This is a genomic window from Terrabacter sp. 01T434 (genome assembly GCF_056398545.1).
On the sequence record NZ_JBFTPP010000001.1, the window covers coordinates 1070323 to 1095618 of the forward strand.

25 protein-coding genes, 2 tRNA genes and 1 pseudogene are annotated in these 25296 nt (G+C 69.9%); 15 read left to right on the forward strand and 13 right to left on the reverse strand.

The annotated features are described in order from the left end of the window. Positions 1-120: 120 nt before the first annotated feature. Both AC1DIW_RS05055 and AC1DIW_RS05060 read left to right on the forward strand, forming a co-directional pair. Positions 121-423, forward strand: a complete 303-nt coding sequence (locus tag AC1DIW_RS05055) for a hypothetical protein (RefSeq protein ID WP_478106681.1) — start codon at positions 121-123, stop codon at positions 421-423. A 591-nt stretch (positions 424-1014) separates the two neighbouring features. Then, complete coding sequence (locus AC1DIW_RS05060) at positions 1015-1722, forward strand: hypothetical protein (protein ID WP_478106682.1); 708 nt, start codon at positions 1015-1017, stop codon at positions 1720-1722. A 201-nt stretch (positions 1723-1923) separates the two neighbouring features. Here the strand turns inward: AC1DIW_RS05060 and AC1DIW_RS05065 are convergent, their stop codons facing one another. Further along, positions 1924-2055 (reverse strand): hypothetical protein, encoded by a 132-nt coding sequence (locus AC1DIW_RS05065; RefSeq protein ID WP_478106683.1) that lies wholly within the window; start codon positions 2053-2055, stop codon positions 1924-1926. Positions 2056-2691: 636 nt separating this feature from the next. Here AC1DIW_RS05065 and AC1DIW_RS05070 point away from each other — a divergent pair. Both AC1DIW_RS05070 and AC1DIW_RS05075 read left to right on the forward strand, forming a co-directional pair. Further along, positions 2692-3456, forward strand: a complete 765-nt coding sequence (locus AC1DIW_RS05070; protein ID WP_478106684.1) for an Ltp family lipoprotein — start codon at positions 2692-2694, stop codon at positions 3454-3456. 158 nt (positions 3457-3614) lie between these two features. Continuing rightward, positions 3615-3941, forward strand: a complete 327-nt coding sequence (locus AC1DIW_RS05075) for a tyrosine-type recombinase/integrase (RefSeq protein ID WP_442280952.1) — start codon at positions 3615-3617, stop codon at positions 3939-3941. Positions 3942-4096: 155 nt separating this feature from the next. Here AC1DIW_RS05075 and AC1DIW_RS05080 read toward each other — a convergent pair. Continuing rightward, positions 4097-4173 (reverse strand) — tRNA-Ile (locus AC1DIW_RS05080). A 143-nt stretch (positions 4174-4316) separates the two neighbouring features. On the opposite strand from AC1DIW_RS05080, the gene AC1DIW_RS05085 reads away from it, so the two are divergent. From AC1DIW_RS05085 to AC1DIW_RS05095, 3 genes are all read left to right on the forward strand, one after another. After that, entirely contained in the window at positions 4317-4658 is a 342-nt protein-coding gene (locus tag AC1DIW_RS05085) for a bifunctional 3-phenylpropionate/cinnamic acid dioxygenase ferredoxin subunit (protein ID WP_442280953.1), read from the forward strand. A 194-nt stretch (positions 4659-4852) separates the two neighbouring features. After that, positions 4853-5368: a DUF3145 domain-containing protein gene (locus AC1DIW_RS05090; RefSeq protein ID WP_442280954.1), complete on the forward strand. Its 516-nt coding sequence runs from the start codon at positions 4853-4855 to the stop codon at positions 5366-5368. 154 nt (positions 5369-5522) lie between these two features. Beyond that, positions 5523-6311, forward strand: coding sequence for an LLM class flavin-dependent oxidoreductase (locus AC1DIW_RS05095; protein WP_478106685.1), 789 nt, complete (start codon positions 5523-5525; stop codon positions 6309-6311). Between the two features lie 130 nt (positions 6312-6441). Here AC1DIW_RS05095 and fabF read toward each other — a convergent pair whose 3' ends face one another. The 11 genes and pseudogenes from fabF to aceE all read right to left on the reverse strand — a co-directional run bounded on the left by fabF (position 6442) and on the right by aceE (position 19319). Next, entirely contained in the window at positions 6442-7692 is a 1251-nt protein-coding gene (fabF, locus tag AC1DIW_RS05100; protein ID WP_442280990.1) for a beta-ketoacyl-ACP synthase II, read from the reverse strand. A 92-nt stretch (positions 7693-7784) separates the two neighbouring features. Beyond that, a pseudogene (locus tag AC1DIW_RS05105) lies at positions 7785-7880 on the reverse strand (acyl carrier protein); the annotation flags it as partial. 101 nt (positions 7881-7981) lie between these two features. Then, on the reverse strand, positions 7982-9037 hold the full coding sequence (locus tag AC1DIW_RS05110) for a beta-ketoacyl-ACP synthase III (RefSeq protein WP_478106686.1): 1056 nt from the start codon (positions 9035-9037) through the stop codon (positions 7982-7984). Between the two features lie 137 nt (positions 9038-9174). Then, positions 9175-10107, reverse strand: a complete 933-nt coding sequence (locus AC1DIW_RS05115) for an ACP S-malonyltransferase (protein ID WP_478106687.1) — start codon at positions 10105-10107, stop codon at positions 9175-9177. Between the two features lie 46 nt (positions 10108-10153). Beyond that, positions 10154-11419, reverse strand: a complete 1266-nt coding sequence (locus AC1DIW_RS05120; RefSeq protein WP_442280958.1) for a PucR family transcriptional regulator — start codon at positions 11417-11419, stop codon at positions 10154-10156. Between the two features lie 91 nt (positions 11420-11510). After that, complete coding sequence (locus tag AC1DIW_RS05125) at positions 11511-12218, reverse strand: class I SAM-dependent methyltransferase (RefSeq protein ID WP_478106688.1); 708 nt, start codon at positions 12216-12218, stop codon at positions 11511-11513. A gap of 9 nt (positions 12219-12227) precedes the next feature. Next, positions 12228-13424 carry an ABC transporter permease gene (locus AC1DIW_RS05130; RefSeq protein ID WP_478106689.1) on the reverse strand — a complete coding sequence of 399 codons (1197 nt, stop codon included), beginning with the start codon at positions 13422-13424 and terminating at the stop codon, positions 12228-12230. Next, entirely contained in the window at positions 13421-14368 is a 948-nt protein-coding gene (locus AC1DIW_RS05135) for an ABC transporter ATP-binding protein (RefSeq protein ID WP_478106690.1), read from the reverse strand. Before AC1DIW_RS05135 ends, AC1DIW_RS05130 begins: the two co-directional genes overlap by 4 nt. Before the next feature lie 97 nt (positions 14369-14465). Then, a complete protein-coding gene (locus tag AC1DIW_RS05140; RefSeq protein ID WP_442280962.1) occupies positions 14466-14930 on the reverse strand; it encodes an SRPBCC family protein in 465 nt (154 codons plus the stop codon). Between the two features lie 37 nt (positions 14931-14967). After that, positions 14968-16392 (reverse strand): argininosuccinate synthase, encoded by a 1425-nt coding sequence (gene argG, locus AC1DIW_RS05145; RefSeq protein ID WP_442280963.1) that lies wholly within the window; start codon positions 16390-16392, stop codon positions 14968-14970. Positions 16393-16547: 155 nt separating this feature from the next. Further along, positions 16548-19319: a pyruvate dehydrogenase (acetyl-transferring), homodimeric type gene (gene aceE / locus AC1DIW_RS05150; RefSeq protein WP_478106691.1), complete on the reverse strand. Its 2772-nt coding sequence runs from the start codon at positions 19317-19319 to the stop codon at positions 16548-16550. 273 nt (positions 19320-19592) lie between these two features. Between aceE and AC1DIW_RS05155 the strand changes: the two genes are divergently transcribed. From AC1DIW_RS05155 to AC1DIW_RS05190, 8 genes are all read left to right on the forward strand, one after another. Further along, a complete protein-coding gene (locus AC1DIW_RS05155) occupies positions 19593-20009 on the forward strand; it encodes a DUF3052 domain-containing protein (RefSeq protein ID WP_478106692.1) in 417 nt (138 codons plus the stop codon). A 108-nt stretch (positions 20010-20117) separates the two neighbouring features. Further along, the gene (locus tag AC1DIW_RS05160; RefSeq protein WP_442280966.1) at positions 20118-20645 is read left to right on the forward strand and encodes a peroxiredoxin; all 528 of its coding nucleotides are present in this window, start codon (positions 20118-20120) and stop codon (positions 20643-20645) included. A gap of 34 nt (positions 20646-20679) precedes the next feature. Then, a tRNA-Val gene (locus AC1DIW_RS05165) sits at positions 20680-20752 on the forward strand. Position 20753: 1 nt separating this feature from the next. Next, positions 20754-21644, forward strand: coding sequence for a Nif3-like dinuclear metal center hexameric protein (locus tag AC1DIW_RS05170; RefSeq protein ID WP_442280967.1), 891 nt, complete (start codon positions 20754-20756; stop codon positions 21642-21644). Then, positions 21572-22381, forward strand: a complete 810-nt coding sequence (locus tag AC1DIW_RS05175) for a zinc ribbon domain-containing protein (RefSeq protein ID WP_442280968.1) — start codon at positions 21572-21574, stop codon at positions 22379-22381. Before AC1DIW_RS05170 ends, AC1DIW_RS05175 begins: the two co-directional genes overlap by 73 nt. 7 nt (positions 22382-22388) lie before the next feature. Next, on the forward strand, positions 22389-23384 hold the full coding sequence (locus AC1DIW_RS05180) for a reverse transcriptase-like protein (RefSeq protein WP_478106693.1): 996 nt from the start codon (positions 22389-22391) through the stop codon (positions 23382-23384). A 24-nt stretch (positions 23385-23408) separates the two neighbouring features. Then, positions 23409-23822 (forward strand): rhodanese-like domain-containing protein, encoded by a 414-nt coding sequence (locus AC1DIW_RS05185; RefSeq protein WP_478106694.1) that lies wholly within the window; start codon positions 23409-23411, stop codon positions 23820-23822. Continuing rightward, complete coding sequence (locus tag AC1DIW_RS05190) at positions 23819-25000, forward strand: O-succinylhomoserine sulfhydrylase (protein ID WP_478106695.1); 1182 nt, start codon at positions 23819-23821, stop codon at positions 24998-25000. Before AC1DIW_RS05185 ends, AC1DIW_RS05190 begins: the two co-directional genes overlap by 4 nt. Positions 25001-25296: the final 296 nt, after the last annotated feature.

Sequence of the window (25296 nt, forward strand, 5' to 3'; positions counted from 1 at the left end):
GACTGGTTTGTCCGTCGACGCGTCCTGGGCGCGCGCGTAGCGTCGAGATAGACCCCGCCGAGACCTCTCCCGGACCGCCCCGCTGGGCCGGGGCCGATCCCAAGAAGGGAGTGCAACGGTATGAGCTATGGCGTCGTCCACCAGTTCAAGGGTGGCACCAAGGATCAGTACGAGGCCTCGATCGCGGCAGTTCACCCCAGCGACGGGAGCCTGCCGGCCGGGCAGATCTTCCATGCCGCGGGGCCGTCTGCCGACGGCTGGACCATCATGGCCATCCACGAGAGCAAGGAGAGCTGGGAGACCTTCCGGGACGGGATCCTGATGCCTCGGATGCAGGCAGGCATCGACGGCGGCTTCGCCGAACCTCCGCAGGAGACGGGCTTCGAGGTCGTCAACGAGGTCACGGCGCCGGCCCCTGCCTAACCGCACGCGGCCACAGCTGACAGGCGACGAGTGGCCCCTTGGCGGGACCGCTCGTCGCCAGTGCGAGCTCGGTGCGCGTCGCCTCGACCTATGCGTGGGGTGGCTCACGCCGCAGCGAGTGCTCCCGGGCTTCAGCCGAGCTGCTCCCTCTGTCGTCCACTGGGCGCAGGTGGACGCAGCTCTGGTTCGAGAGGCGTGCACCGGATGCTCGGCATGAGAAGGCGAGAATGAGCCTGACGTGGCTCTGGCCGCGAATTGCTCTTTGAGCAAAGGCCGGTGAGCTGCAGTGATGCGTTCTGCTTGGTGCGTTTTAGCGTGATCACGGCGCCCTTAGGGTCGCTGGTCGAGTTCATGAAGCGGCTGTGGACGGCCTCGCGCCCGGCCGTCGCACCCGGGCGTGGCAATTACCTGACCGATTTGGTGTCTTGCCACCCAATCCTCACGCGGATACGTTGAATGGACAGTCAAAATTGGCTGCCAGGGGGTCGCAATTCTCTTCTGAGGCGACTTGTGCGATTCGGCCTTATTAGGTCTTTAGGGCGTTGCGTGCGCTAATCAGCGCGGCTCAACAAGCGATGTCGTGGACTGTATGTGTCCATCTCTTTGGCCCGCTCGACCTCCCGAATTCCAAAAACCCTTCAAGGGAGAGAAATGCGCAAAACATACGTGATTGCCGCCGCCAGTGCTGCCCCTCTGGTTCTGGCCCTCGCTGGTGCCTCCGGGAGCCAGGCCGTCGCGGCCACCCAAACCAGTCACGACTCCTCCGTCTTCTCGACGATGCTGACCCCGGTCCCCACCAACCACGTGAATGCCAGTGGTACCGCGTCCGTTCGTCTTGACGGCGACACCGCGTGGGTCACGGTCAAGGTCAAAGGCCTGATCGTCGCTCCGCACGCCATGCACATCCACTACAAGGGCGAAGGCGAATGCCCCCAGGCCGACGACGCCACCAAGCACAACGGGCACCTGGCCATGAGCACCACCGACGGCCTCGACGACTACGGGCCGATCGGCACCTCGCTGACCACCCGAGGCGACACCAGCCCCGCCAGCGCCCTGGCCATCTCCCGATTCCCGCAGGTCGGCACCTACACCTACACGCGCAGCATCGAGCTGACCCATGACGTCGCCATGGCGGTCCGGCAGAACAACGCCGTCATCGTTGTCCATGGCATCGACTACAACCACAACAACAAGTACGACAACGTGCTCGGCGTCAGCGACCTGACCTCCACCCTGCCAATGGAAGCCACCGCCCCCGCGATCTGCGGCGCCCTCACCAAGGCCAGCGACCGCTGAACCGCATCCATGATTGACTGACGCGGCTATCCCCGGGGATCTCGTTCTGACGGATCCCGGATATTCCACCTTGCCCCGCAAGGACGAGAACAGATGCATCTGTGTGGTCCGTCGAGATGAGTTGAAGCAATCCGCTATCGCAGATTCGCGCCAGCTTGGGCGAAAGACGCCGCCGTGTTCTTGAGAATGTAGTTCGCGCGCTCACGCTCGGTCACCCGACGCGTGGGCGCACGCATCTCCAATCGTCGCCTCCCCGTGCTCCTCCAGCCTGTCGCGGTAGTGCTGGGCCGCTCGAATGCGGGTCGCGTCGTCGAACGTCTTCGCTGCAGGCATGAGAATGGTCCTACGTGCTAGATCAGCAACGTCCGCGAGGCGCAGATGGTTCACATCGGTCAGGAGGACATGCTCGAGTGCTCCACCTCGGCCTCGTCAATGTGCTCATGACCCAGACACTTCACGAGCGGCGGGGTGCGTGCGGTGCCGACGAACTCGGCAGCACCTCGAGCACCGGGCGACCGGGGTACGGCATGCGCCCACCCTACGGTGCGCATCCCTAACTCGAACACTAGTCCCAGAGTGGCCAGATGGCAGGCGGCTCGGCAGGGGGCACGAGCACCCCATGCTGTCGGTCGCCATCCCATAGGCACTGCTGAGTGAGCGGGACCCGCGATGCGCCAGGCCCGCACCCCGGCATCGTCACCCCTTGGGAGCAGCGGGAGGGGCAGTGGTTCGCTTTGATGGCCTAATACCTCGATGCGGATGGTGTGCTTGCTCAACAGTGGCTCGTGGCGGAGCGGCTTACGCCAGTCAGCCAGATGACGCGCCCGTGATATTGGCCGGGTGCAGCCACTGTCAACACGCGAATCACATCCGACGGCATCCGACATTCCGTGGAAACTGCCCCTATGCGACCAACTGTTCTGCACAATCGCTCTGCACCACCCACAAGCTGAGACAGGGACATCATCAATGAGCGACAACTCGACTACCTCCTACTACAACGCCCTGCCCCCGCAGGGTGAACCGCTAACCCCCGACCCAACCCCCGCCCCGAAAAAGATGAGCAAGGGCAAGAAGTGGGCCATAGGTGTCGGCGCGCTCTTCGCTCTCGGCCTCATCGGCAACTTGGGGAGCAAGGCCCCGACGGTTGACCCGACAGCCGTGTCTGTCGCCGTCCCCCAGTCGACGACCACGGTCGCGGGCGCAACCCCCACGCTCAATCCGTCCGTCCAGGCATCGCTGGACAAGGCCGCTGCCGACAAGGCCGCGGCAGACAAAGCCGCGGCAGACAAGGCAGCAGCGGACAAAGCCGCTGCCGACAAGGCCGCCGCGGACAAAGCTGCCGCAGACGCCGCAGCCGCGAAGAAGGCAGCAGATGCCCAGGCAGCCGCCGAGAAGGCAGCCGCCGACAAGGCCGCAGCGGAGAAAGCAGCAGCCGACGCGATGTCCAACGGGCAGCAGCAGGCGGTCGCCAAGGCCGAGTCGTATATCGAGATGACCGCGTTCTCCAGAAGCGGTCTGATCAAGCAGTTGCAGTTCGAGGAGTTCTCCCAGGCCGACGCGACGTTCGCTGTCGACCACATTACGGTTGACTGGAATGCGCAGGCCGCTGAGAAGGCCAAGTCCTACCTCGAAATGTCCCCCTTCTCACGCAACGGTCTGATCAAGCAGCTGCAGTTCGAGGGCTTCACAAGTGCGCAGGCCACCCACGGGGTCAATGCCGCAGGGCTTTGAACATCTAGGTTCTCGAACGAACATCCGGGCTCTCAAAAACCGCGGAGGCAGACAGGCCTGGCCGGGCGTGGACGGGGTAAGTCGTCCGCCCCGGCTCGCAGTTATCGCTTCCGCCATGGCTGAACCTTTTGCGTCGGCGGCAGGTCGTCGCCGAGAGCGTGACCGAGGTCGGTGGCCGGCTCGTCTGGTCCACTCCGAAGACGCACCGGACGCGGACGGTGCCTTTCCCGCCGTCGCTCGGGCCGGGCATCGAGGCCCTGTGCGTCGGCAAAGGGCCGGATGACCTGCTGTTCACCGCGCCGGGTGGGGGAGCGGTCCGTCTGGGGAACTGGCGTCATCGAGTGTTCAACCCGGCATGCCGAGAAGCTGGCCTCGTCAACGTCAAACCTCACGACCTGCGTCACACGGCGGCCTCCCTTGCGATCGCAGCGGGGGCGAACGTGAAGGCTGTGCAGCAGATGCTGGGGCACGGTCGGCAGCGATGACGCTCGACGTGTACGCCGGTCTCTTCGGTGACGACCTGGACGCCGTGGCTCTGGCTCTCGACGGGCTTGTGCCCCAGATGTGCCCCCGCGACCCTGGAGGCATCAAAGGAGGGGCGGTCTCATGCCGCAGACTCGAGTTGAACTGCGCAAACGTGTGGTGGGGCAGCAGGGGCTTGAACCCTGGACCGACGGATTATGAGTCCGCTGCTCTGACCGGCTGAGCTACTGCCCCGGGACCGTCGCGAGCCGTGCAGGCCGTCGAGGTCGATCGGAGTCTAGCGAGCCGCTGCCGATGGTCGGGAGGCGGTTCCGGCGGTCGCCCCGCGACACTCTAGGCTCGCCCTGTCCCAGGCCCCCGCACGTGAGGAACAGGAAATGAGTGACGGCATCCGCGTGGCAGCGGTCGACGACGTAGAGCCCGGCGAGGCGCTCGTGCTCGACACGGCGGTCACGGCGACGCCCGAGCCGATCTCCTTGTTCCGCGACGACGACGGCACGTACTACGCCCTCGACGACACCTGCTCCCACGAGGACGCCTCCCTCGCCGAAGGCTGGATCGAGGCGGGTGAGGTCGAGTGCCCGCTGCACGCGACGCGCTTCTGCCTGCGCGACGGCAAGCCGATGTGCCTCCCGGCCACCAAGCCGGTCAGGACCCATCGAGTCGAGATCCGTGACGGCGAGGTCTATCTCTTCCCCGGTGTCGCTGCGAGCGCCTGACGTGTCACCGGTTCAACCTTAGGACGAAAGTGGACATATCGGCACCTGAGATTGCTGGTGCCCCTGCGCCCCATGGTGCACAATGGGCGAGTGCTCGATGCCGAGCATGCTCCACCCGCATCACCGAGACAGTTCGCCGCACCACGAAGTAGCAGGCGTTGGGGAAGACGTCCCTGCAACTTCAGGAGGTTCGGATGGCTGTCGCGATGTCGCGCACCCAGACAGGCGGGGTTCTGTTCGTACACGGAGCCCCAGCCGCGCTGTGCCCGCACATCACGTGGGCGATCGAGGCCGTCCTCGACCAGCGGGTGACCCTCGACTGGATCCCTCAGCCGGCTGCGCCCCGGATGATGCGCACCGAGCTGACCTGGACCGGCGCCCCCGGCACGGGTGCCGAACTGGCCAGTGCCCTGCGCGGCTGGGACGGGCTGCGCTACGAGGTGACCGAGGACCCGTCCCCGGGCTGCGACGGGGCACGCTGGTCCTACACGCCCCGCCTCGGCATCCACCACACCATGACGTCTGCCTCCGGTGACGCCGTCGTGCAGGAGGACCGCCTCCGCGAGGCGATCATGCGCACGCGCGGCGACGCCGACGCGCTCCAGGACGAGATCGACCTGCTGCTCGGCGTCCCGTGGGACGAGGAGCTCGAGGTGTTCCGCTACGCGGGAGACGGTGCTTCCGTGCGCTGGCTGCACAAGGTCGGCTGACCACCCCAGCGCTCGTCCGCCCCGCCCTCCAGCGTGGCGAGCGGGACGTGACGAGGGCCCGGGCGGTTCGTGCGCCCGGGCCCTCCTCGCGGCGACCTCGTCCGGCGCCCAGGGAGGACTCCTCACGGGGCCGAGGATCGGCATGATCGGGGGCATGAGTACACGCCGCGGGCTCTTCGTCGCCCCCTTCGACGCCCTTGCCGACCCTCGAGTCCTCGCAGACCTCGCCGTCAGGGCCGAAAACTCGGGCTGGGACGGCTTCTTCGTCTGGGACCACCTCAAGTACGGCGACCGGGTCTCCGAGATCGCCGACGTGTGGACGTGTTGCGCAGCCATCGCGATGCGAACGGAGACGATGCTGCTCGGCCCGATGGTGACCCCGCTGGCGCGACGCCGACCGCAGGTGCTGGCCCGGCAGGCTGCGAGCCTGGCGGTGCTCTCGAGTGGTCGGTTCGTGCTCGGGTTGGGGCTCGGCGACGACTGGGTGGGCGAGTTCACGACCTTCGGTGACCAGCCGGACCCGCGGGTGCGCGCTGCCATGCTCGACGAGGGGCTGCATCTCCTGACCGGCTTGCTGTCGGGTGGTCACGTCGATCACCGGGGCGCCTACTACACCGCTCGCGACGTGCAGTTCCAGCCCGCGGCCGCGGTGCCCATCTGGCTGGCCGGACGATTCGGCAACCGGGCGCCACTGCGTCGAGCTGCGAACTACGACGGGTTCTTCGTCATCGACGTGGAACAGCCCGACGATCTCGCCCGGGTGACGTCAGACCTCGCGTCCCACTCTCCCGCCGCAGGTTTTGACCTCGTGGTGGACATCCGCCCCTCGCAGGATCCCGCTCCGTGGATCGACCACGGTGCGTCCTGGGTCCTGACGCGCCTGGGACCGTTCGATCTCGACGTGGCGCAGGTTCGCGCGATCATCGAGGCGGGACCCGGCTGAAGCGTGCCCAACCCTGCGGTACCGAGGTGACGCCCCAGCGTGGAAGGTCGCACCCCSCCGAAGGGGTGCGACCTTCCAGGCTGCGGAGAGGCTGCTCCGCCCCTGCAGCGGAGGCAGCCGGAGCCGAGACTCAGATGCTGCGGATCGCCAGGGCGACGTTGTGGCCGCCGAAGCCGAACGAGTTGTTGAGGGCCGCGATGTCGCCGTCGGGGAGCTTCTGGTGCTCGCCGGTGACGACGTTGAGCGCGATCTCGGGGTCCTGGTCGTCGAGGTTGATCGTCGCCGGTACGAGCCGGTTGTAGATCGACTGGATCGTGATGACCGCCTCGAGGGCTCCGGCCGCGCCGAGCAGGTGCCCGGTCATCGACTTCGTCGCCGTGACCGACAGGTTGCCGGTGTGGTCGCCGAAGGCGCGCTTGATCGCGTTGTACTCCGCGACGTCGCCGACGGGGGTCGAGGTGGCGTGCGCGTTGATGTGGATGATGTCGGTCGGTGACAGGTCGGCGCGCTCGACGGCATACAGCATCGCGCGGGACGCGCCCGAGCCGTTGGGCTCGGGGGCCGTGATGTGGTGTGCGTCGGCCGACATGCCGACGCTCGCGAGCTCGGCGTAGATGCGGGCGCCACGGGCGCGGGCGTGCTCCTCCGACTCGAGGACGATGACGGCGGCGCCCTCACCGAGCACGAAGCCGTCACGGCCCGTGTCATACGGCCGCGACGCCTTCTCGGGCTCGTCGTTGCGGGTCGAGAGCGCCTGCATCGCGGCGAAGCCGGCGATCGGCAGCGGGTGGACCGCCGCCTCGGTGCCGCCGGCGACGACGACGTCGGCGCGGCCGGTGCGGATCATGTCGATGGCATAGCCCATGCTCTCGGCGCCGGAGGCACAGGCGCTGACCGTCGTGTGCGCGCCGGCGCGGGCGCCGAGGTCGAGCGAGACGGCCGCGGCGGGCCCGTTGGGCATCAGCATCGGCACCGCGAGCGGGTAGACGCGCCGGGGCCCCTTCTCCTTCAGCACGTCCCACTGGTCGAGCAGGGTCCACACGCCACCGATGCCGGAACCGATGGCGGCGCCGAGGCGCTCGGGCTCGATCTCGGGGGAGCCGGCGTCGGCCCACGCCTCACGGGCGGCGATGAGGGCGTACTGGCTCGACGGGTCGAGGCGACGGGTCTCGACCTTGGTGAGGACCTCGCCGGGCTTCGTGGCGATCGTCGCTGCGAAGGTGACCGGGAGCTCGTACTTGGCGACCCAGTCGAAGTCCATCGGGCGGGCGCCGGACCGGCCGGCGAGCAAGGCCTCCCACGTCTCAGTGGCGGTTCCGCCCAGGGGCGTGGTGGCTCCGAGACCGGTGACCACGACGCGTCGGTCGCGATTGGACGTCATGGTGACGTGCTCCTCTGAGTCGAGTGAGGTGGAGTGGTGCGAGGGGTGGAGCGGGTGGGGGTGGAGCGGGTGGGGGTGGAGCGGTGGGGGGCCGACTTGTCCATCTCGACGGACGCGGTGTCGAGACCGGTCTCCTCGTTGACGATCTCGGCAAGACCCTCGAGGATCTCCTGCTCGGACTGAGCCATCTGTCTACTCCTTGGTGTGTGGTGCCTGGTGGTTGTCGTTCCGTGGCCCGAATGACCCGTCGGGACCCGCGGGAGTGCTGGACTGCCCGTGTCGGGCGTGCTCAGGGCAGCACGACGACCTGCGCGGCATACACCAGGCCGGCGCCGAAGCCGATCTGGAGAGCGAGGCCGCCGCTGGGGATCTCCTTCTCGGCGAGCATCCGTGTCGTCGCGATGGGGATGGAGGCCGCCGAGGTGTTGGCCGTCGTCACGATGTCGCGAGCGACGGGGATGTCGGCGGGCAGCTTGAGCTGCTTGACCATCGCGTCGATGATGCGGATGTTCGCCTGGTGCGGAATGAAGGCGTCGAGGTCGTCGGCCTTGATGCCGGCCTTGTCGATGGCCTGCTGGGCGACGGGGGCCATGCCCCAGACGGCCCAGCGGAAGACCGTCTGGCCGGCCATGCCGATCGCTGGCCACACGTTCTTGTCGGCCTGCGCGGACTGCCAGGACTCGCGCACGTCGGTCCAGGCCTGCTTCTGGCTGATGGCGTCGCGCTGCGTGCCGTCGGAGCCCCACACCGTGGGGCCGATGCCCGGGGTGTCGCTCGGGCCGATGACGCACGCGCCAGCCCCGTCGCCGAAGATGAAGGCGCTGCCGCGGTCGTACGGGTCGGTGAAGTCGCTCAGCTTCTCGACGCCGACGACGAGGACGTAGTCGGCCGATCCGCCCTTGACCATGTCGCTGGCCATGGCCACGCCGTAGCAGTAGCCGGCGCACGCCGCCGAGATGTCGAGGGCGGGCGCGGTCGAGCCGAGCCGGGACGCGAGCTCGGGCGCCGCGGCGGGCGTCTGGTACGGGTGCGTCACGGTGGCGACGAGTACGAAGCCGATCTGCTCCGGTGCGACGCCCGCCTGCTCGAGGGCCTGGCGGGAGGCCGCCTCGGCCATGTCGATGACGCTCTCGTCGTCGGCGGCGAAGTGGCGGCTGATGATGCCGGACCGCTCACGGATCCACTCGTCGCTCGAGTCGATCTTGTCGACGATCTCGGAGTTCATGACGACGCGGGCCGGGCGGTAGGCGCCGACGCCCATGATCCGCGAGTGGCGCGGCGCGCCGTTGTCGACGAGGGTGCCGGTGCCCTTGGGCGTCGGCGCGGTGGCGCTGGGGGATGTCACGTGAGGCCTTCTCGAGGGTGAGGGTTCAGGTGGGTCGTGGATCGGCGCTGGAGGGGTCCGGGGACGGGGTGGCCGTCGGACGGGGACCTCTCCATGAGCCTGCCCCTTGTCGGGGTGGTGCGCTAGTCAAGGATCCGTCACGAGCCTGTGTGGGCTGCGATGAGGGTCCGGGCCGCCTCGAGGTCGTCGGGGGTCTTGACGGCGAGGGTCTCGACACCGGGCATGGCCCGCTTGGCGAGGCCGACGAGGGTGCCGGCGGGAGCGAGCTCGACGAGGCCGGTGACGCCGAGCGCGAGCATCGTCTCCATGCAGCGGTCCCAGCGCACCGGGTTGCTGACCTGTCGGACGAGGCGGTCGAGCGCGTCGGGGCCGTCGGCCACCGTGGCACCGTCGGCGTTGGAGAGCAGCCGGAGCGCCGGGGCGGCGGGCGTGACCTCGCGGGCGGCCGCGGCGAGGGCCTCGACGGCGGGGGACATGTGCTGGGTGTGGAAGGCGCCGGCGACCTGCAGGGGGATGACCCGTGCCTTGGCCGGGGGGGCTGCGCGCAGGGCCTCGACCTGCTCGAGGGTGCCGGCCGCTACGATCTGTCCGGCGCCGTTGACGTTGGCGGGCGTGAGGCCTTGGGCCTCGAGCGCATCCAGGACCTCGTCCGGATCGCCGCCCAGCACCGCTGCCATCCCCGTCGGGGTGACCGCGCTGGCCTGCGCCATGGCGCGGCCTCGGGTGGCGACGAGAGAGATGGCCTGCTCGTCCGTCAGGACTCCGGCGAGGGCGGTGGCCGTGAGCTCGCCCACCGAGTGTCCGGCGAGAACGGCGCCGGTACCGGCGAGGTCGCTGCGGGTCGGGAAGAGGGCCGAGGCGGTGACGAGTCCGGCCGCGACGATGAGCGGCTGGGCGACGGCGGTGTCCTTGATCGTGTCGGCGTCGGACTCGGTGCCGTGCGCGACGAGGTCGTGTCCGGCCGCCTGGCCCAGGGCGGTCAGCTGTTCGCGCACCCCGTCGAGCTCGAGCCAGGGGGTGAGGAAGCCGGGAGTCTGGGAGCCCTGTCCGGGGCACACGATCGCTAGCACGTGCTCCACCTTTCCCGGTTACCGGTCAGGACCCCGCCACCGAATGTCACGAAGTCGCGGAGGATACTTTGGAGGTTTCCTCTAAAAGCAGGGACGCAGCCGAGCCGACCGCCGTCGGAGTGCTGGCGGTCGAGGGGGCGGGTGTCGCGGCAAGGCGACCCAGGGCCAGAGCGATGCGCACGGTCCAGGCCTCGCGCGGTGACGTGAGGTCGTAGCCCGTCACGTCGGAGATGCGTCCCAGCCGGTAACGCACCGTGTTGGGGTGCACGAAGAGCGCCCGCGCGCTGGCCTCGAGCGAGCCTCCGGTCTCGAGGTAGGCCGTGGCCGTCTGCAGCAGTGGGGCGTGACTCGCGCGAGCCAGTGGCCGGTGGATCCGGTCGACGAGGATGCGCCGGGCCGGCGGGTCGCCGGCAAGTGCCCGTTCGGGCAGCACGACGTCGGACTCGAACACGCGCGGCGCGTCGGGCCAGGCGGCGGCGGCCACGAGCCCGCTCAGCGCCGCTCGGGCTGAGCGGCCCGCGGCGAAGAGGTGCGGCACCGTGGGCCCGAGCACGATGGGCCCCGGTCCGAAGCAGCCGGCGACGGACTCGACGACCCGCGCCGCCTCTCGCGTGCCGCCGAGGATGGCGATCAGGCGCGACCGCTGCACGATCGCCAGCGCTTCGACGCCGTGCTGGCGAACGGACCGGCGGAGGTCGTCCACGGCCGGGACCGCGCCACCAGGCACTGCCGGCGTGCTGCCCACGACGAAGGTCACGTCGGCGACGTCGCCCCAGCCCAGGGCGCTCGCCCGCGACTGCATCGAGTCGTCGGCCTCGCCGCGGAGGACGGCGTCCACGACGAGAGCCTCGAGGCGGGCGTCCCACGCGCCACGGGCTTCCGCGGCACCGGCATACACCTCAGCGGCAGCGAAGGCGATCTCGCGCGAGAAGCGCAGCACGGACTCACGCAGTAGCTGCTCGTCGCCGGGACCCGCGAGGCTCTCGACGCGCGACTCGACGACGTCGACGACGGTGCGCACGAGGTCGAGGGTCTGGCGCAGGCTCACCGACCGGGTCAGCTCCTGGGGGGCGTTGGCGAAGATCGAGATCGCCGACGGCGGGTGGCTCTCCTCCTGGTGGAACCACGCGATGAACTGCGAGATGCCGGCCTGCGCGACGAGTCCGACCTGCGAGCGCTCCTCGGCGGAGAGGTCGCGGTACCACCCCAGGTGCTCCTCCATGCGCTGCGACGCGAGCGTCGACAGCTCGCCGGAGCTGCGCTCCACGGCGCGCGAGGTGGCCGCACTCGGGTGCTGCCGCGGTCCGCTCACGGTGCCAGCCTAGGACGATCCGCGTCGCGATTTTGTATGCCGTTCACAAACCGCCCGCAGGCACGTGCGGTCCTCGGGTCGTGCCGCGAGGTCAGCGGGCCGTGAGGACCGCGGTGTGGCCGGCATACGACCTCGGCCCGTCGAAGTGCGGGAGGGACCCCGCGAGACCGGGGGAGAACGTCGCGAGGTAGGCGCAGGCCGCCTCGTGGTCGGCGAAGGTCGCACGCGTCTCGATGTCGCGCCGGGCGACGTGCTCGAAGTGCCTGCCGAGGATCTCGGCCGCGTTCTCCGACGTGAACTGGGTGACGAGCGGCTCACCGCCGGCGTCGCGGAGCAGGTCGGCGAGGTGCTCACTCCCGTTGGTCGCGACGTGCAGCGTGCCACCGTCGCGCAGGACCCGGCGCACCTCGCCCAGCGCGCCGTCGAGGTCCGGCACGTGGTAGAGCATCCAGGCGGCGGCGGCGCCGTCGAAAGAGCCGTCGGCGAAGGGCAGGTCGTCGGCGGGTGCCACCTCGGCGGTGACGCCGAGTGCGCGCGTGGCCTCGACCATGGCGGGGGAGAGGTCGGTCGCGACGTAGTCGACGTTCGGCGCCTCGTCGAGGACGGAACGAGCGAACTGGCCCGTGCCGCAACCGACCTCGATCAGCCGCCGGGGCTGGGTGGACACGACGAGGGTCCGGAGGACCTCGACGGGCGACACGCCTTCGGGCCCGGGCCCCCAGACGCTGCGGCGGGTCTGGAGGCGGTCGACACTCGCATACTGCTGGCCGACGAGGCCCCGGTCCGTCATCTCGCGCATCGATGGACCCTATCGGCGCGGCAGACGGTCGGGCGTCCGGCCGCGCCGGAACAGCTCGCGCAGGCGGACGCGGTGCCCGGTGACGACGAGGGCCCGGCGGTAGACCGTCGAGGCGAGCCAGACGCACCCGAGCCCGGTCAGGGCCGTGAGGCCGAGGGCCAGCAGCAGCTGGTAGACCGGCACCTCACCGGAGGCCCACCGGATCGGCATCGTCAGCGGTGCGGTCAGGGGGAACAGCGACACGGCGACGCTCAGCGTCGATCCCGGATTGCCCATGACGACGGTGACCCCGAGCAGATAGCCCGCGATGATGAGCGCGGTCACCGGCAGGACTGCGGTCCCTGCCTCGGTCACCTTGTCCACGAGCGCCCCTCCGGCGGCGTAGAGGAAGGCGAAGAGCATGAAGCCGAGGATGAACCACGTGATCGCGAGAGCCAGGTCGGGAGCGGCCATCGCCGGCAGCCAGGTGGACCCGGTCATCGATGCGCCGACGAGCAGCGGCACGGACAGGACGAGCAGCTGGATCGTCGCGACGGTCGCGACCGCGAGGACCGTGCCGACGAGGATCTGACTGGGGCGAAGGACGGCCAGCAGGACCTCCGAGATGCGGCTCGCCTTCTCCGTCGCGACCGTCGTCGAGATGATCTGACCACTGAAGAGCAGCGCCAGGTAGAGCACGAGGCCCACCGCGAAGCCCACGCCGGCGCGGCCCGTGTCCTGCACGGGCGCGACGAACACCTGCTCGGGAGGGTGCACGGAGTCGAGCTGCGCCACCTGCCCGGCGGTCAGGCCGAAGCTGGTCAGCAGGCGGCGTGTCTCGATCCGGACCAGCGACTGCGCGACGACGCCGGGGAACGCGCCGGCCGTTCGCTCGGCGACGTACATCCGGTCCCCGGCGAGGCCGACCGTCGCCTCACCGTGCTGGACCGCGGACCTGACCCCGGCGTCGTCGGTCCGCACGACGTACGTCGTCCGGACGCCGGTGGCCTTGGCCGCCGCGTCCAGGGACGTGATGAGCGCGGCGGGCGCCGGACCGACCGTCGCCAGGGTGTAGGTCGTCGGTCCAGCGGTGACGAGCTTGGGCACGACCACGGCGCCGATGGACAGCAGCAGCATCAGGGCCGTCACGATCTTGAAGGTCCTCGAGCGCAGCTGCTCCCGCAGGCCGCGGCCGAGGACGAGTGCCATCCCGTGCCGCCAGCTCATCTCGGCCTCCCCTCGAGCGCGGCCGCGGCCGCCGACGCGTCCGGCGCGTCGGACGGACCCACCGACTCCAGGAACAGCTGGGAGAGCGAGGGCAGGTCGAGCCCGAAGTCGTCCACGCGTCCGGCGGCTCGCGCGCCGTCGAGCACGCTCAGCGGGTCGGTGCCCCGGGGGATCGCGATCCGCACCTCGTCGGCCTCCTCGCTCACGACGGTGGCGCCGGGGAACCGGGCCAGCCACCGCCGGTCAGGTGCGTGGACGTTGAGTCGCAGCTGCACGCCGGTCGACGCGGCCCGGAGGCTCACGAGCGGGCCACGTAGGACGATCCGCCCCTCGTTGACCATGAGGATGTCCTCGCACAGGTTCTGCACCAGGTCCAGCTGGTGGCTGGAGAAGAGGACGGTGCAGCCGGACCGGGCTCGCTCACGCAGGCTCTGGGACAGCTCGGCCACCGCCACCGGGTCCAGTCCCGCGAACGGTTCGTCGAGCACGATCACCTCCGGCTCGTGGACGAGGGCCGTGGCGAGCTGGAGCCGCTGCTGCAGACCGCCCGAGAGCTTGTCCGTGCGCTGGTCCCAGCGTTCCGCCATCCCGAGCTCGGCGAGCAGGCGGCGGGCCCGCGCGACCGCCTCCGCGCGGGAGAGCCCGTGCAGCCGGCCGAAATAGACGACCTGGTCGCCGACCTGCATCCCCGGGTACAGGCCACGCTCCTGCGGCATGTAGCCCCAGTGCTGTCTGGCCACGCTGTCGACCGCGACCCCGTGGAGACGCACCTCGCCCCGATCCGGGGTGAGCACGCCGAGCAGGATCCGCATCAGCGTGGTCTTACCGGCCCCGTTCGGTCCGAGCAGCCCCGTGAGGACGCCGGGGGTGATCTCGAAGCTGACGCCGTCGAGCGCCACGCGGTCGCCGTAGGAGTACGCGACGTCGCGGACCTCCATGGCCATGCATCCACGCTAGCGCCGCGAGGGCCCGGCCGTGACGGCCTGCGGGAAACGGGTCCGTCGGTGCCGAACTCCGCGGCGGCGCGGTCGAGCTCGTCGCTCAGCCAGCGACCGCCGAGGCGAGGTTGCCGAGGCTGTCCTCGAGCTGGTTCTTCTCGACGAGCGGGAAGCTGACCTTCTGGAGGATCTCCTTGTCCGTGACGTGACTCCAGTCGTACGTCAGGGACACGAGAGTCGAGTTCGGGCCCTCGGGCGTCAGCTCCCACATCCATTCCCAGCCTGGCGGCGGGGTGTCGGCCGGGGCGGTCTTCCAGGCGAGCAGGGCGTTGTGCGAGTAGCCCGAGACGGTGTTGTCTGTCTGGTACTCGCCGCCCATGTGGTCGCCGGCCATGTTCATCCGGAAGACGTCGCCGACCTGCTTGATCCGTTCGGCCTTCTCGTCGGAACGCACGAACCCGGAGCCGTCGAGCTCGACGTGCCGCTTCGGATTGCTGAGCACGTCGAAGATGTCGGCGGCCGAGGCGTCGATGTTCCGCTGGACGGTGATCTTTTGCGAATCGGTCATGCCGGGTCCCTACCCGCTGGGACCCGGCGCCTCTCGCTCAGTCGGTGCCGAACTCCATGGCGGCGCGGTCGAGCGCGTCGTCCTGCTCGTCGACGCCCACCGCGGCGGGGTTCGCCGAGATGGCAGCCGCGCCGCCGGGCGTGAGCTCGCCCACGAGCTCGTGGGCGTCGGGGCCGAGGAGGCCCTGGGCGGCATACAGCTCGAGCTTGGCGCGCGAGTCGGCGATGTCGAGGTTGCGCATCGTCAGCTGCCCGATCCGGTCGACGGGGCCGAACGCGGCGTCCTCGGTGCGCTCCATGGAGAGCTTCTCGGGGTGGTAGCTGAAGGCGGGACCGGCCGTGTTGACGATCGACCAGTCGTCCCCGCGCCGCAGCCGGATCGTGACCTCGCCGGTCACGGCCGAGGCGATCCAGCGCTGGAGCGACTCACGCACCATGAGCGACTGCGGGTCGAGCCAGCGACCTTCGTAGAGAAGGCGGCCCAGCTTGCGGCCCTCGGCGTGGTAGTTGGCGATCGTGTCCTCGTTGTGGATCGCGTTGAGCAGACGCTCGTAGGTGATGTGGAGCAGCGCCATTGCCGGGGCCTCGTAGATGCCGCGCGACTTCGCCTCGATGATGCGGTTCTCGATCTGGTCGCTCATGCCGAGCCCATGACGGCCACCGATGCGGTTGGCGGCGTCGACGAGAGCGACGGCGTCGGCATACTCCTCGCCGTTGATGGCGACGGGGCGCCCACGCTCCCAGCGCACCGTGACGTCCTCGGTCTCGATCGCGACCGAGGGGTCCCAGAACTTGACGCCCATGATCGGCTCGACGACCTCCATGGACTCGCTGAGGAACTCGAGGGTCTTCGCCTCGTGCGTGGCGCCCCAGATGTTCGCGTCGGTGGAGTAGGCCTTCTCGGCGGATGCCCGGTAGGGCAGGTCGCGGGCGGTCAGCCACTCCGACATCTCGTGGCGGCCGCCGAGCTCGGTGACGAAGTCGGCGTCGAGCCACGGCTTGTAGATGCGCAGCTGCGGGTTGGCCAGCAGGCCGTAGCGGTAGAACCGCTCGATGTCGTTGCCCTTGAAGGTGGAGCCGTCGCCCCAGATCGAGACGCCGTCCTCCTGCATGGCGCGCACGAGCAGCGTGCCGGTGACGACGCGGCCGAGCGGCGTGGTGTTGAAGTACGTCTTGCCGCCGCTGCGGATGTGGAAGGCGCCACACGCGATGGCCGAGAGGCCCTCCTCGACGAGCGCCGTCTTGCAGTCGACGAGGCGGCTGATGTCCGCGCCGTACTGGCCGGCCCGGCCGGGGACCGAGTCGATGTCGGGCTCGTCGTACTGCCCGAGGTCGGCCGTGTAGGTGCACGGCACGGCGCCCTTCTCGCGCATCCAGGCAACAGCAACAGAGGTGTCGAGACCGCCGGAGAAGGCGATGCCGACACGCTCACCGACAGGGAGCGACGTGAGGACCTTGGACATGGATGTAAGTATATGCACAGCCGCGCATACCTATCCAATCGTGTATGCCGTGCCCCTCCTACCGATCGAAAGAGCAATCCGTCCGCACCAGGTCGTGCGCAGACGCGCACCCGGGCGGACGGATTGCTCTCTCGATCATCGGGGGTGGCGGGCGGTCAGCTCTCACCGCCCGCGTTGCCGGACGTGCCGGCCGTGACGTCGTCGAGCTGGTACTTCTCGGCCGCACGACGCGGGACGTCGGCGTCGACCTTGCCCTCCTTGGCGAGCAGCTGCAGCGTCCGCACCGCGACCGAGGGGCCGTCGATGTGGAAGAAGCGGCGCGCCGCGGGCCGGGTGTCGGAGAAGCCGAAACCGTCGGCGCCGAGCGTGGCGTACGTGCCCGGCACCCACTCGCGGATCTGGTCCTGGACCGCGCGCATGTAGTCGGAGACCGCGACGACCGGGCCCTCCGTGCCCTCGAGGCACTGCGTGACCCACGGCTTGATCGGCGGGCCGTCGGGGGAGAGGAACTCCTGCTCGGCGGCGGCCAGGCCGTCACGACGCAGCTCGTTCCACGAGGTCACCGACCACACGTCGGCGGCCACGCCCCAGTCGTCGGCGAGCAGCTGCTGCGCCTCGAGCGCCCACGGCACCCCGACACCGGAACCGAGGATCTGCGCCCGCGGGGCCTCGTGCGTCCAGCCCTCGGTGTCGGCCGGCGAGATCCGGTGCATGCCGCGCAGGATGCCCTCGACATCGACGTCGTCGGGCTCCTTGGGCTGCTGGATCGGCTCGTTGTAGACGGTGAGGTAGTAGATGACGTTCGACTCCTCGGGCGTCTTGCCCTCGCCGTACATCCGCTTGAGGCCGTCCTGCACGATGTGCGCGATCTCGTAGCCGTACGCCGGGTCGTAGTGCACGACGGCGGGGTTGGTCGCGGCCAGCAGCGGGCTGTGTCCGTCGGCGTGCTGCAGGCCCTCGCCCGTCAGCGTCGTGCGACCGGCCGTGGCGCCGATGAGGAAACCACGCGTCATCTGGTCGGCAGCGGCCCAGATCGAGTCGCCGGTGCGCTGGAAGCCGAACATCGAGTAGAAGACGTAGATCGGGATCATCGGCTTGCCGTGCGTCGCGTACGACGTGCCCGCCGCCGTGAACGCCGCGAGCGAGCCGGCCTCGTTGATGCCGAGGTGGAGGATCTGGCCGCTGACGTTCTCTCGGTAGGCGAGCATCAGCTCGGCGTCGACCGGCGTGTAGTTCTGCCCGTTGGGGTTGTAGATCTTGATCGTCGGGAAGAACGCGTCCATGCCGAACGTGCGCGCCTCGTCGGGGATGATCGGCACGATGCGAGGGCCGAACTCCTTGTCGCGCAGCAGGTCCTTGAGCAGACGGACGAACGCCATCGTCGTGGCGACCTCCTGCTTGCCCGAGCCCTTCTTGACCTGGGTGTACGCCTCGTCGCCGGGCAGCTTGACCGGCTCGAAGTCGACGCGGCGGCTCGGCAGCGTGCCGCCGAGCTTCTGGCGGCGGTCGACGGAGTACTTGATGACCTCGCTGTCGGCACCCGGGTGGTAGTAGGGCGGCTGGTAGGGGTTGGCCTCGAGCTGCTCGTCGGTGATCGGGATGCGCAGGCTGTCGCGGAAGGCCTTGAGGTCATCCAGCGTCATCTTCTTCATCTGGTGCGTGGCGTTGCGGCCCGCGAAGTGCGAGCCGAGGCTGTAGCCCTTGATGGTCTTGGCGAGGATGACGGTGGGCTGGCCGGTGTGCTCACGCGCCGCCTTGTAGGCCGCGTAGACCTTGCGGTAGTCGTGGCCGCCGCGCTTGAGGTCCCACCAGACCTGGTCGTCGGTCCAGTTCTCGACCATCTTTGCGGTGCGCGGGTCGCGCCCGAAGAAGTGGTCGCGGACGTACTTGCCGTCGTTGGCGCGGAAGGTCTGGTAGTCGCCGTCGCTCGTGGTGTTCATGACGTGCACGAGCGCACCGTCGCGGTCGGCCGCCAGCAGCGGGTCCCAGCCACGACCCCAGACGACCTTGATGACGTTCCAGCCGGCGCCGCGGAAGAACGCCTCGAGCTCCTGGATGATCTTGCCGTTGCCGCGCACCGGGCCGTCGAGCCGCTGCAGGTTGCAGTTGATGACGAAGTTGAGGTTGTCGAGCTCCTCGTTGGCCGCGAGCTGGAGCAGGCCACGCGACTCGGGCTCGTCCATCTCGCCGTCGCCGAGGAACGCCCAGACGTCCTGCTGGCTCGTGTCCTTGATGCCGCGGTTGTGGAGGTACTTGTTGAACTGCGCCTGGTAGATCGCGTTCATCGGGCCGATGCCCATCGACACCGTCGGGAACTCCCAGTAGTTGGGGAGCAGCCGCGGGTGCGGGTAGGACGGGACGGCCTCGACCTTGCCGTCGACGAGGTGGCTCTTCTCCTGGCGGAAGCCGTCGAGCTGCGCCTCGGTCAGGTGGCCCTCGAGGAAGCTGCGGGCGTACATGCCGGGGGAGGCGTGGCCCTGGAAGTAGACCTGGTCGCCGCCGCCGGGGTGGTCCTTGCCGCGGAAGAAGTGGTTCATGCCCACCTCGTAGAGCGTCGCGGCCGACGCGTACGTGGAGATGTGGCCGCCGACACCGATGCCGGGCCGCTGGGCGCGGTGCACCATGACCGCCGCGTTCCAGCGGATGTAGCGGCGCATCTCGCGCTCAACGTCCTCGTCGCCGGGGAACCACGGCTCGCGCTCGGGCGGGATCGTGTTGATGTAGTCGGTCGCCGTGAGGGACGGGACGCCGACCTGCTGCTGGCGCGCGCGCTCGATGAGCTTGAGCATGATGTAGCGCGCCCGCGTCCGGCCCTGCTCGTCGAGGACGGCATCGAGGGAGTCGATCCACTCCTGCGTCTCGTCCGGGTCGATGTCCGGGAGCTGACTGGGGATGCCGTTGAGGATCGGTCCGGCCTCGGATGCCACGTCGTGGGTCCTTTCTCGTCGCGAGGCGGCGCCCGCGGCCGGTCGGCCACGGCGCTGCGCCCTCCCATCCTCTACCCAACCGTGGGGACCGTCACAACCGGGTCCGTCTGCTGGGGAGCGGTGGTATGCCGTCCGCTCCCTGGGCGCGTCGGGCGCGGCGTGGGCGTTGTCCCCGACGGAGGCCGCCTTGCGCGATAGCGTCGGACCCGGTGCACTGATGTCGTGGCACCTACGCCAAGACACGGACGACCACGATCGAGAGGACCGGTGACAGTGAGCGAGACCGCGGGAGCGGCGTCCTTCAGCAAGCTCGGATTTGCCAAGGGGCAGGTCATCCAGGAGTTCGGCTATGACGACGACGTCGACAACGACCTGCGGTTCGGGCTCGAGGACGTCATCGGGACCGAGCTCGAGGACGAGGACTTCAACGACGGGGCGGACGGGGTGCTGCTCTGGTACCGCGACGGGGACGACGACCTCGTCGATCTCATGGTCGACGGGCTGACGAAGCTCTTCGACCAGGGCTTCATCGTGCTGCTGACGCCCAAGGCCGGACGCCCCGGCCACGTCGATGCCAGTGTCGTCGAGGAGGCCGCCTCGACGGCGGGCCTGACGACCGGCGGCCAGGTCAACGTCGCAACCGAGTGGGCGGCGACGCGCCTCATGCCGCCCAAGGGGCCGCGCCGCTGACCGACGCCCCTGCGCCGGGCCGGCCGTTTGCGTGCCTGTGCGTGCGTTCGCCCGCACCGCTGTCGAGGGTGGCGCGCGCACCGAGGTCGTGGTGCCACACTTGCCGCCATGACGAACGCGCACCCGGCCGAGTCGCCGGTCCAGGTGTCCGCCCCGCTGGGGGTCGGCGACCTGGCCCCCGACTTCACCCTCGTGGACCAGTACGGCGTCGACGTCAGCCTGTCGGCGGTGCGTGGCCTCAAGAACGCCGTCGTCGTCTTCTACCCGGCCGCGTTCTCCGGGATCTGCAGGGGGGAGCTGCGCGAGATCCGCGACGGGCTCGAGGACTTCCAGGACGGTGACATCCAGGTCTTCACGATCTCGTGCGACTCCATGTACACGCTGCGCGCGTGGGCCGACGCCGAGGGGCACTTCTTCCCGCTGTTGTCGGACTTCTGGCCGCACGGCGAGGTGGCGAGGCGCTACGGCGTGCTTGACGACGAGGACGGCTTCGCGCTCCGCGGGACCTTCCTCATCGACCGTTCAGGCCGCATCGTGTGGACCGAGGTGCGCGGCATCGGTCAGGGCCGCGACTTCAGGGCCTACCGCGAGGCGCTGGCGACGCTCCGCGCGAGCCAGCCTGATGCCGTAGGCTGACCGCCGCCTGCCGGTGACACCGACCGGCGCCCCAGGGCCTGTAGCTCAGTAGGTAGAGCACCGCGTTTACACCGCGGGTGTCGTCGGTTCGAGCCCGGCCGGGCCCACGTGGACGATCCTGCTCCCGACCTCAGCCTCCGTGACGCCGTTGCGGCGCTGGAGTCGCTCTACCCCCTCCAGAGCGCGGCGGAGTGGGACCGTGTCGGCCTCGTGACGGGCGACCTCGACCAGCCCGTACGCCGCATCCTCTTCGCCCTCGACCCGACGCTGGACGTCATCGACGAGGCGCGCACGTGGGGAGCCGACCTGCTCGTCACGCACCACCCCCTGCTGCTGCGCGGCGTCCACTCGGTGGCGACCACGTCGGCCAAGGGCGCGTCGGTGACCGCGCTGGTGCGGGCCCAGATCGCGCTGTGGGTCGGGCACACGAACGCCGACGTCGCCGACCCCGGCGTCTCGACGGTGCTGGCCGACGCCCTCGGCCTCGCCGACCAGCGCCCCCTGTCCCGCGAAGGGGAGAACGCCATCGGCCGGGTCGGGGTGCTCGCCGCGCCCGTCAGCCTGGCGGACTTCGCCGACGTCGTGGCCACGGCCCTGCCGGCGACGGCCGGCGGCATACGGGTCAGTGGCGACCCGGGTGCCGAGGTGCGCACGGTCGCGGTCATGGGCGGTTCGGGTGACGACCGGTTCGACGACGTGCGTGCCAGCGGCGCCGACGTCTTCGTCACCGCCGACCTCCGTCACCACCCGGTCCTCGAGGCTCGCGAGGAGGCGCGGGGCGGCCGGCCGTTCCTCGTCGACGCGGGCCACTGGGCCACCGAGTCGCTGTGGCTGGCGAGCGCCCGCGAGCGGCTGCTGTCGGCGCTGGACCACGTCCCCGGAGCCACTAGGGTCGAGACCAGAGTCTCAACCATCCGCACCGAACCGTGGACGTTCGTCGTCGGTGCGAACGCCGCGCGGGCCGACCGCGCGGCTCCCGATCCCGGAGGTGTGTCCTGAAAGCCGACCCGTCCCGCCAGTGGCGCCTGCTCGACCTGCAGGCCATCGACTCGCGTCTGGACCAGATCACGCACGCCAAGGCCACGCTGCCCCAGACCCCTGCCGTCGAGGCGGCCCGGCGCGAGCTTGGTGCGCTCGAGACGGACATCGTCAACGCCCGCACGGCGGCCGGTGACGTCCAGCGTGAGCTGACGAAGTCGGACCAGGACGTCCAGCTCGTCCGCGACCGTGCCGCCCGCAACCAGTCGCGGCTCGACGCGGGCCAGGGCAGCGCCAAGGACCTCCAGGCCCTCCAGCACGAGCTGGCGTCCCTCGCCCGGCGCCAGGCCGAGCTCGAGGAGGTCGAGCTCGAGGTCATGGAGCGGTCCGAGGCGCTGACCGCGCGCGTCACCGAGCTCGAGGCGCGACGGGCCGAGCTGGTCGCGCGCGTCGCGGACCTCGAGGCAGAGCGCGACGCCGCCGTCACGAAGCTCGACGCCGAGGCTGAGGAGGTCGCCTCCGGACGAGCGAACATCGTCGCCGGCGTCGGCGAGGAGCTCATCGCGCTGTACGAGAAGATCCGTGCCAGCAGCGGCGGCCTGGCCGCAGCCGAGCTGCGCCACCGCCGGTGCGGCGGCTGCCGGCTCGAGCTCGGCAACGTCGACCTCTCCCGCATCCGCAACGCCCCCGAGGACGAGGTCGTCCGGTGTGAGGAGTGCCGCCGCATCATGATCCGTACGGGCGAGTCCGGTCTGTGAGCGGTTGGTGAAGGCGGCGTCCCACGGATCGGGCCGCCGGCTCGTCATCGAGGCCGACGGCGGGTCCCGGGGAAACCCGGGTGTCGCCGGCTACGGCGCCCTCGTCCGTGACCCCTCGACCGGCCGCGTCCTCGTCGAGCTCGCCGAGCCCCTGGGCAAGGCCAGCAACAACGTGGCGGAGTACTCCGGCCTGCTCGCCGGGCTGCGCGCCGTGCTCGACCTCGACCCCGGTGCCACGGTGCGCGTCAAGATGGACTCCAAGCTCGTCGTCGAGCAGATGTCGGGCCGGTGGAAGATCAAGCACGAGGACATGCGCCGCCTCGCGCTCGAGGCACGTGACCTGTGCGCGGAGATCTCCGACGCCGGTGGCAGCGTCGACTTCGAGTGGATCCCGCGCGAGAAGAACAAGGACGCCGACGCGCTGAGCAACGACGCCATGGACGGCAAGAGCGTCCACCGGGTCCTGACGGACGAGAAGGCAGACGTTCCGGGCTCGGAGGTCGAGTCGGGCTCGACTGTCCCAGCAGCCGATTCGCGGGCGACCTCGCCACGGGCGGGTGTGCGCCCGCTGCGGCTGCTCCTCGTGCAGGCTCCGCTCGACAGCCACGCCACGCCACGCATCGTCGCCGCCGTGCGACGTCTCGTCGACTCGGCGAGCGTCGTCGGCGCCGACGACGCCGCGACCGCGCGAGTCGCGAAGGACCTCGCCGTCGCCCTCGACGCGGACGTCACGACGTCCGCGTCCTGGTCCGGCCAGGCACCGGGCGAGGGGGCCGACGTGACGGTGCAGGCGGCATACCGCTCGCTCGCCTCACGGGGAGGCACCGTCGTCGCGGTGACGAGCCGCAGGGGAGTGCTCTCGGTGCTCAGCGACGTGCTCGGCACCCCGGTCGAGCGCTTCTGGGCGCTGGCCACGGCTCCCGGCAGCCTCACCGCGGTCGAGGTCTGGGAGGACGGGTCGGCGTCGGTGGCTTTCACCAATCGGACGGACCATCTCGCCTGACGGACGCTGTGCGATATTCGGGCCATGAGCTATGCCGGTGACGTGACCCCCGAGCAGGCCTGGACGGTCCTGCGCGACGAGCCCGGTGCGGTGCTCGTCGACGTGCGCACGAGGGCGGAGTGGTCCTACGTCGGGCTGCCCGACCTCAGCGCAGCCGGCAAGGACGTCGTTCTCGTCGAGTGGCAGACCTATCCCGACGGCGCCGTCAACGCGCGCTTCACCGCGGAGCTCGAGGCCGCGGGCGTCGCCAAGGACGCATCCGTCTACTTCCTGTGCCGCTCCGGTGTGCGCTCCGTGGCTGCGGCCGAGGCCGCGACCCGCCATGGCTGGGCCCGGTCGCACAACGTCCTCGACGGTTTCGAGGGACCGCACGACGAGCAGCGCCACCGGTCGGTGTCGGGCTGGAAGGTCGCGGGTCTGCCGTGGGTCCAGGGATGAGCGGCGCGGCCCAGGGCTGGCGTCCCGACACCCTCGCGGTACGAGCAGGACTGTCCCGCAGCGGGTTCGAGGAGACCAGCGAGGCGATCTACCTGACGTCGGGGTTCGTCTACGAGACCGCCGAGGACGCCGAGGCGGCCTTCAAGGGTGACGTCGACCGGTTCGTCTACTCGCGCTACGGCAACCCCACCGTCACGATGTTCGAGGAGCGGCTGCGCCAGATCGAGGGCGCCGAGGCATGCTTCGCCACCGGGTCCGGCATGTCCGCGGTCTTCGTGGCGCTGGCTGCCCTGCTCGGTCAGGGCGACCGCGTCGTCTCGTCGCGGGCGCTCTTCGGCTCGTGCTTCGTCATCCTCGACGAGATCCTGCCCCGGTGGGGGGTCGAGACCGTCTTCGTCGACGGCGCCGACCTCGACCAGTGGCGCGAGGCGCTCTCGGAGCCGACGACCGCCGTCTTCTTCGAGACGCCGAGCAACCCGATGCAGGAGCTCGTCGACATCGCGGCCGTGACCGAGCTGGCCCACGCCGCCGGGGCGAAGGTCGTCGTCGACAACGTCTTCGGCACGCCCGTCTTCTCCAAGCCGCTCGACCTCGGTGCCGACATCGTCGTCTACTCGGCGACGAAGCACATCGACGGTCAGGGCCGCACCCTCGGCGGCGCCGTGCTCGGCCCGAAGGAGTTCATCGACGGGCCGGTGCAGAACCTCATGCGCCACACCGGGCCGTCGATGTCGCCGTTCAACGCGTGGGTGCTCCTCAAGGGGCTCGAGACGCTGTCGCTGCGCGTCGAGCGGATGGCCGACAGCGCTCTCGAGGTGGCGCGGTTCCTCGAGTCGCACCCGAGGGTCACGCGCGTCGTGCACCCCTTCCTCGAGTCGCACCCGCAGCACGAGCTCGCCAAGCGCCAGATGAGCGCCGCCGGCACCGTCGTCACCTTCGAGCTCGACGGCGGCAAGGACGAGGCCTTCGCGCTGATGAACGCGCTGGACGTCATCGACATCTCCAACAACCTCGGCGACTCGAAGTCGCTCATCACGCACCCCGCGACGACGACGCACCGCCGTCTCGCTCCCGAGGCGCGGGCGGCGGTCGGCATCACCGACGGCGTGCTCCGGGTCTCCGTGGGCCTGGAGGACGTCCGCGACCTCATCGACGACCTCCGCCGCGCCCTCACCTGACCCAGCCGTACGCATACGACAGTGGGGCGTCGACAAGTGGGCACTCGATGGTCGAGTGCTCGGTTCCCGACGGATGGGGCGTAGCCAGTTGGGCCCTCGAGTGGCGGGGACGGGGGCGGTCTCAAGTCGTCTGCGCAACGGTGAGTTGTTCGTTGAGCCTAACGGCGGGGGTGTGGAAGCCGAGGGTGGCTCGGGGTCGGGTGTTGAGCAGGTGTTCGACGTGGGCGACGCGTTCGTCGGTGACGGTGGTGAAGTCGATGCCTTTGGGGAAGAACTCGCGGATCAGGCCGTTGGTG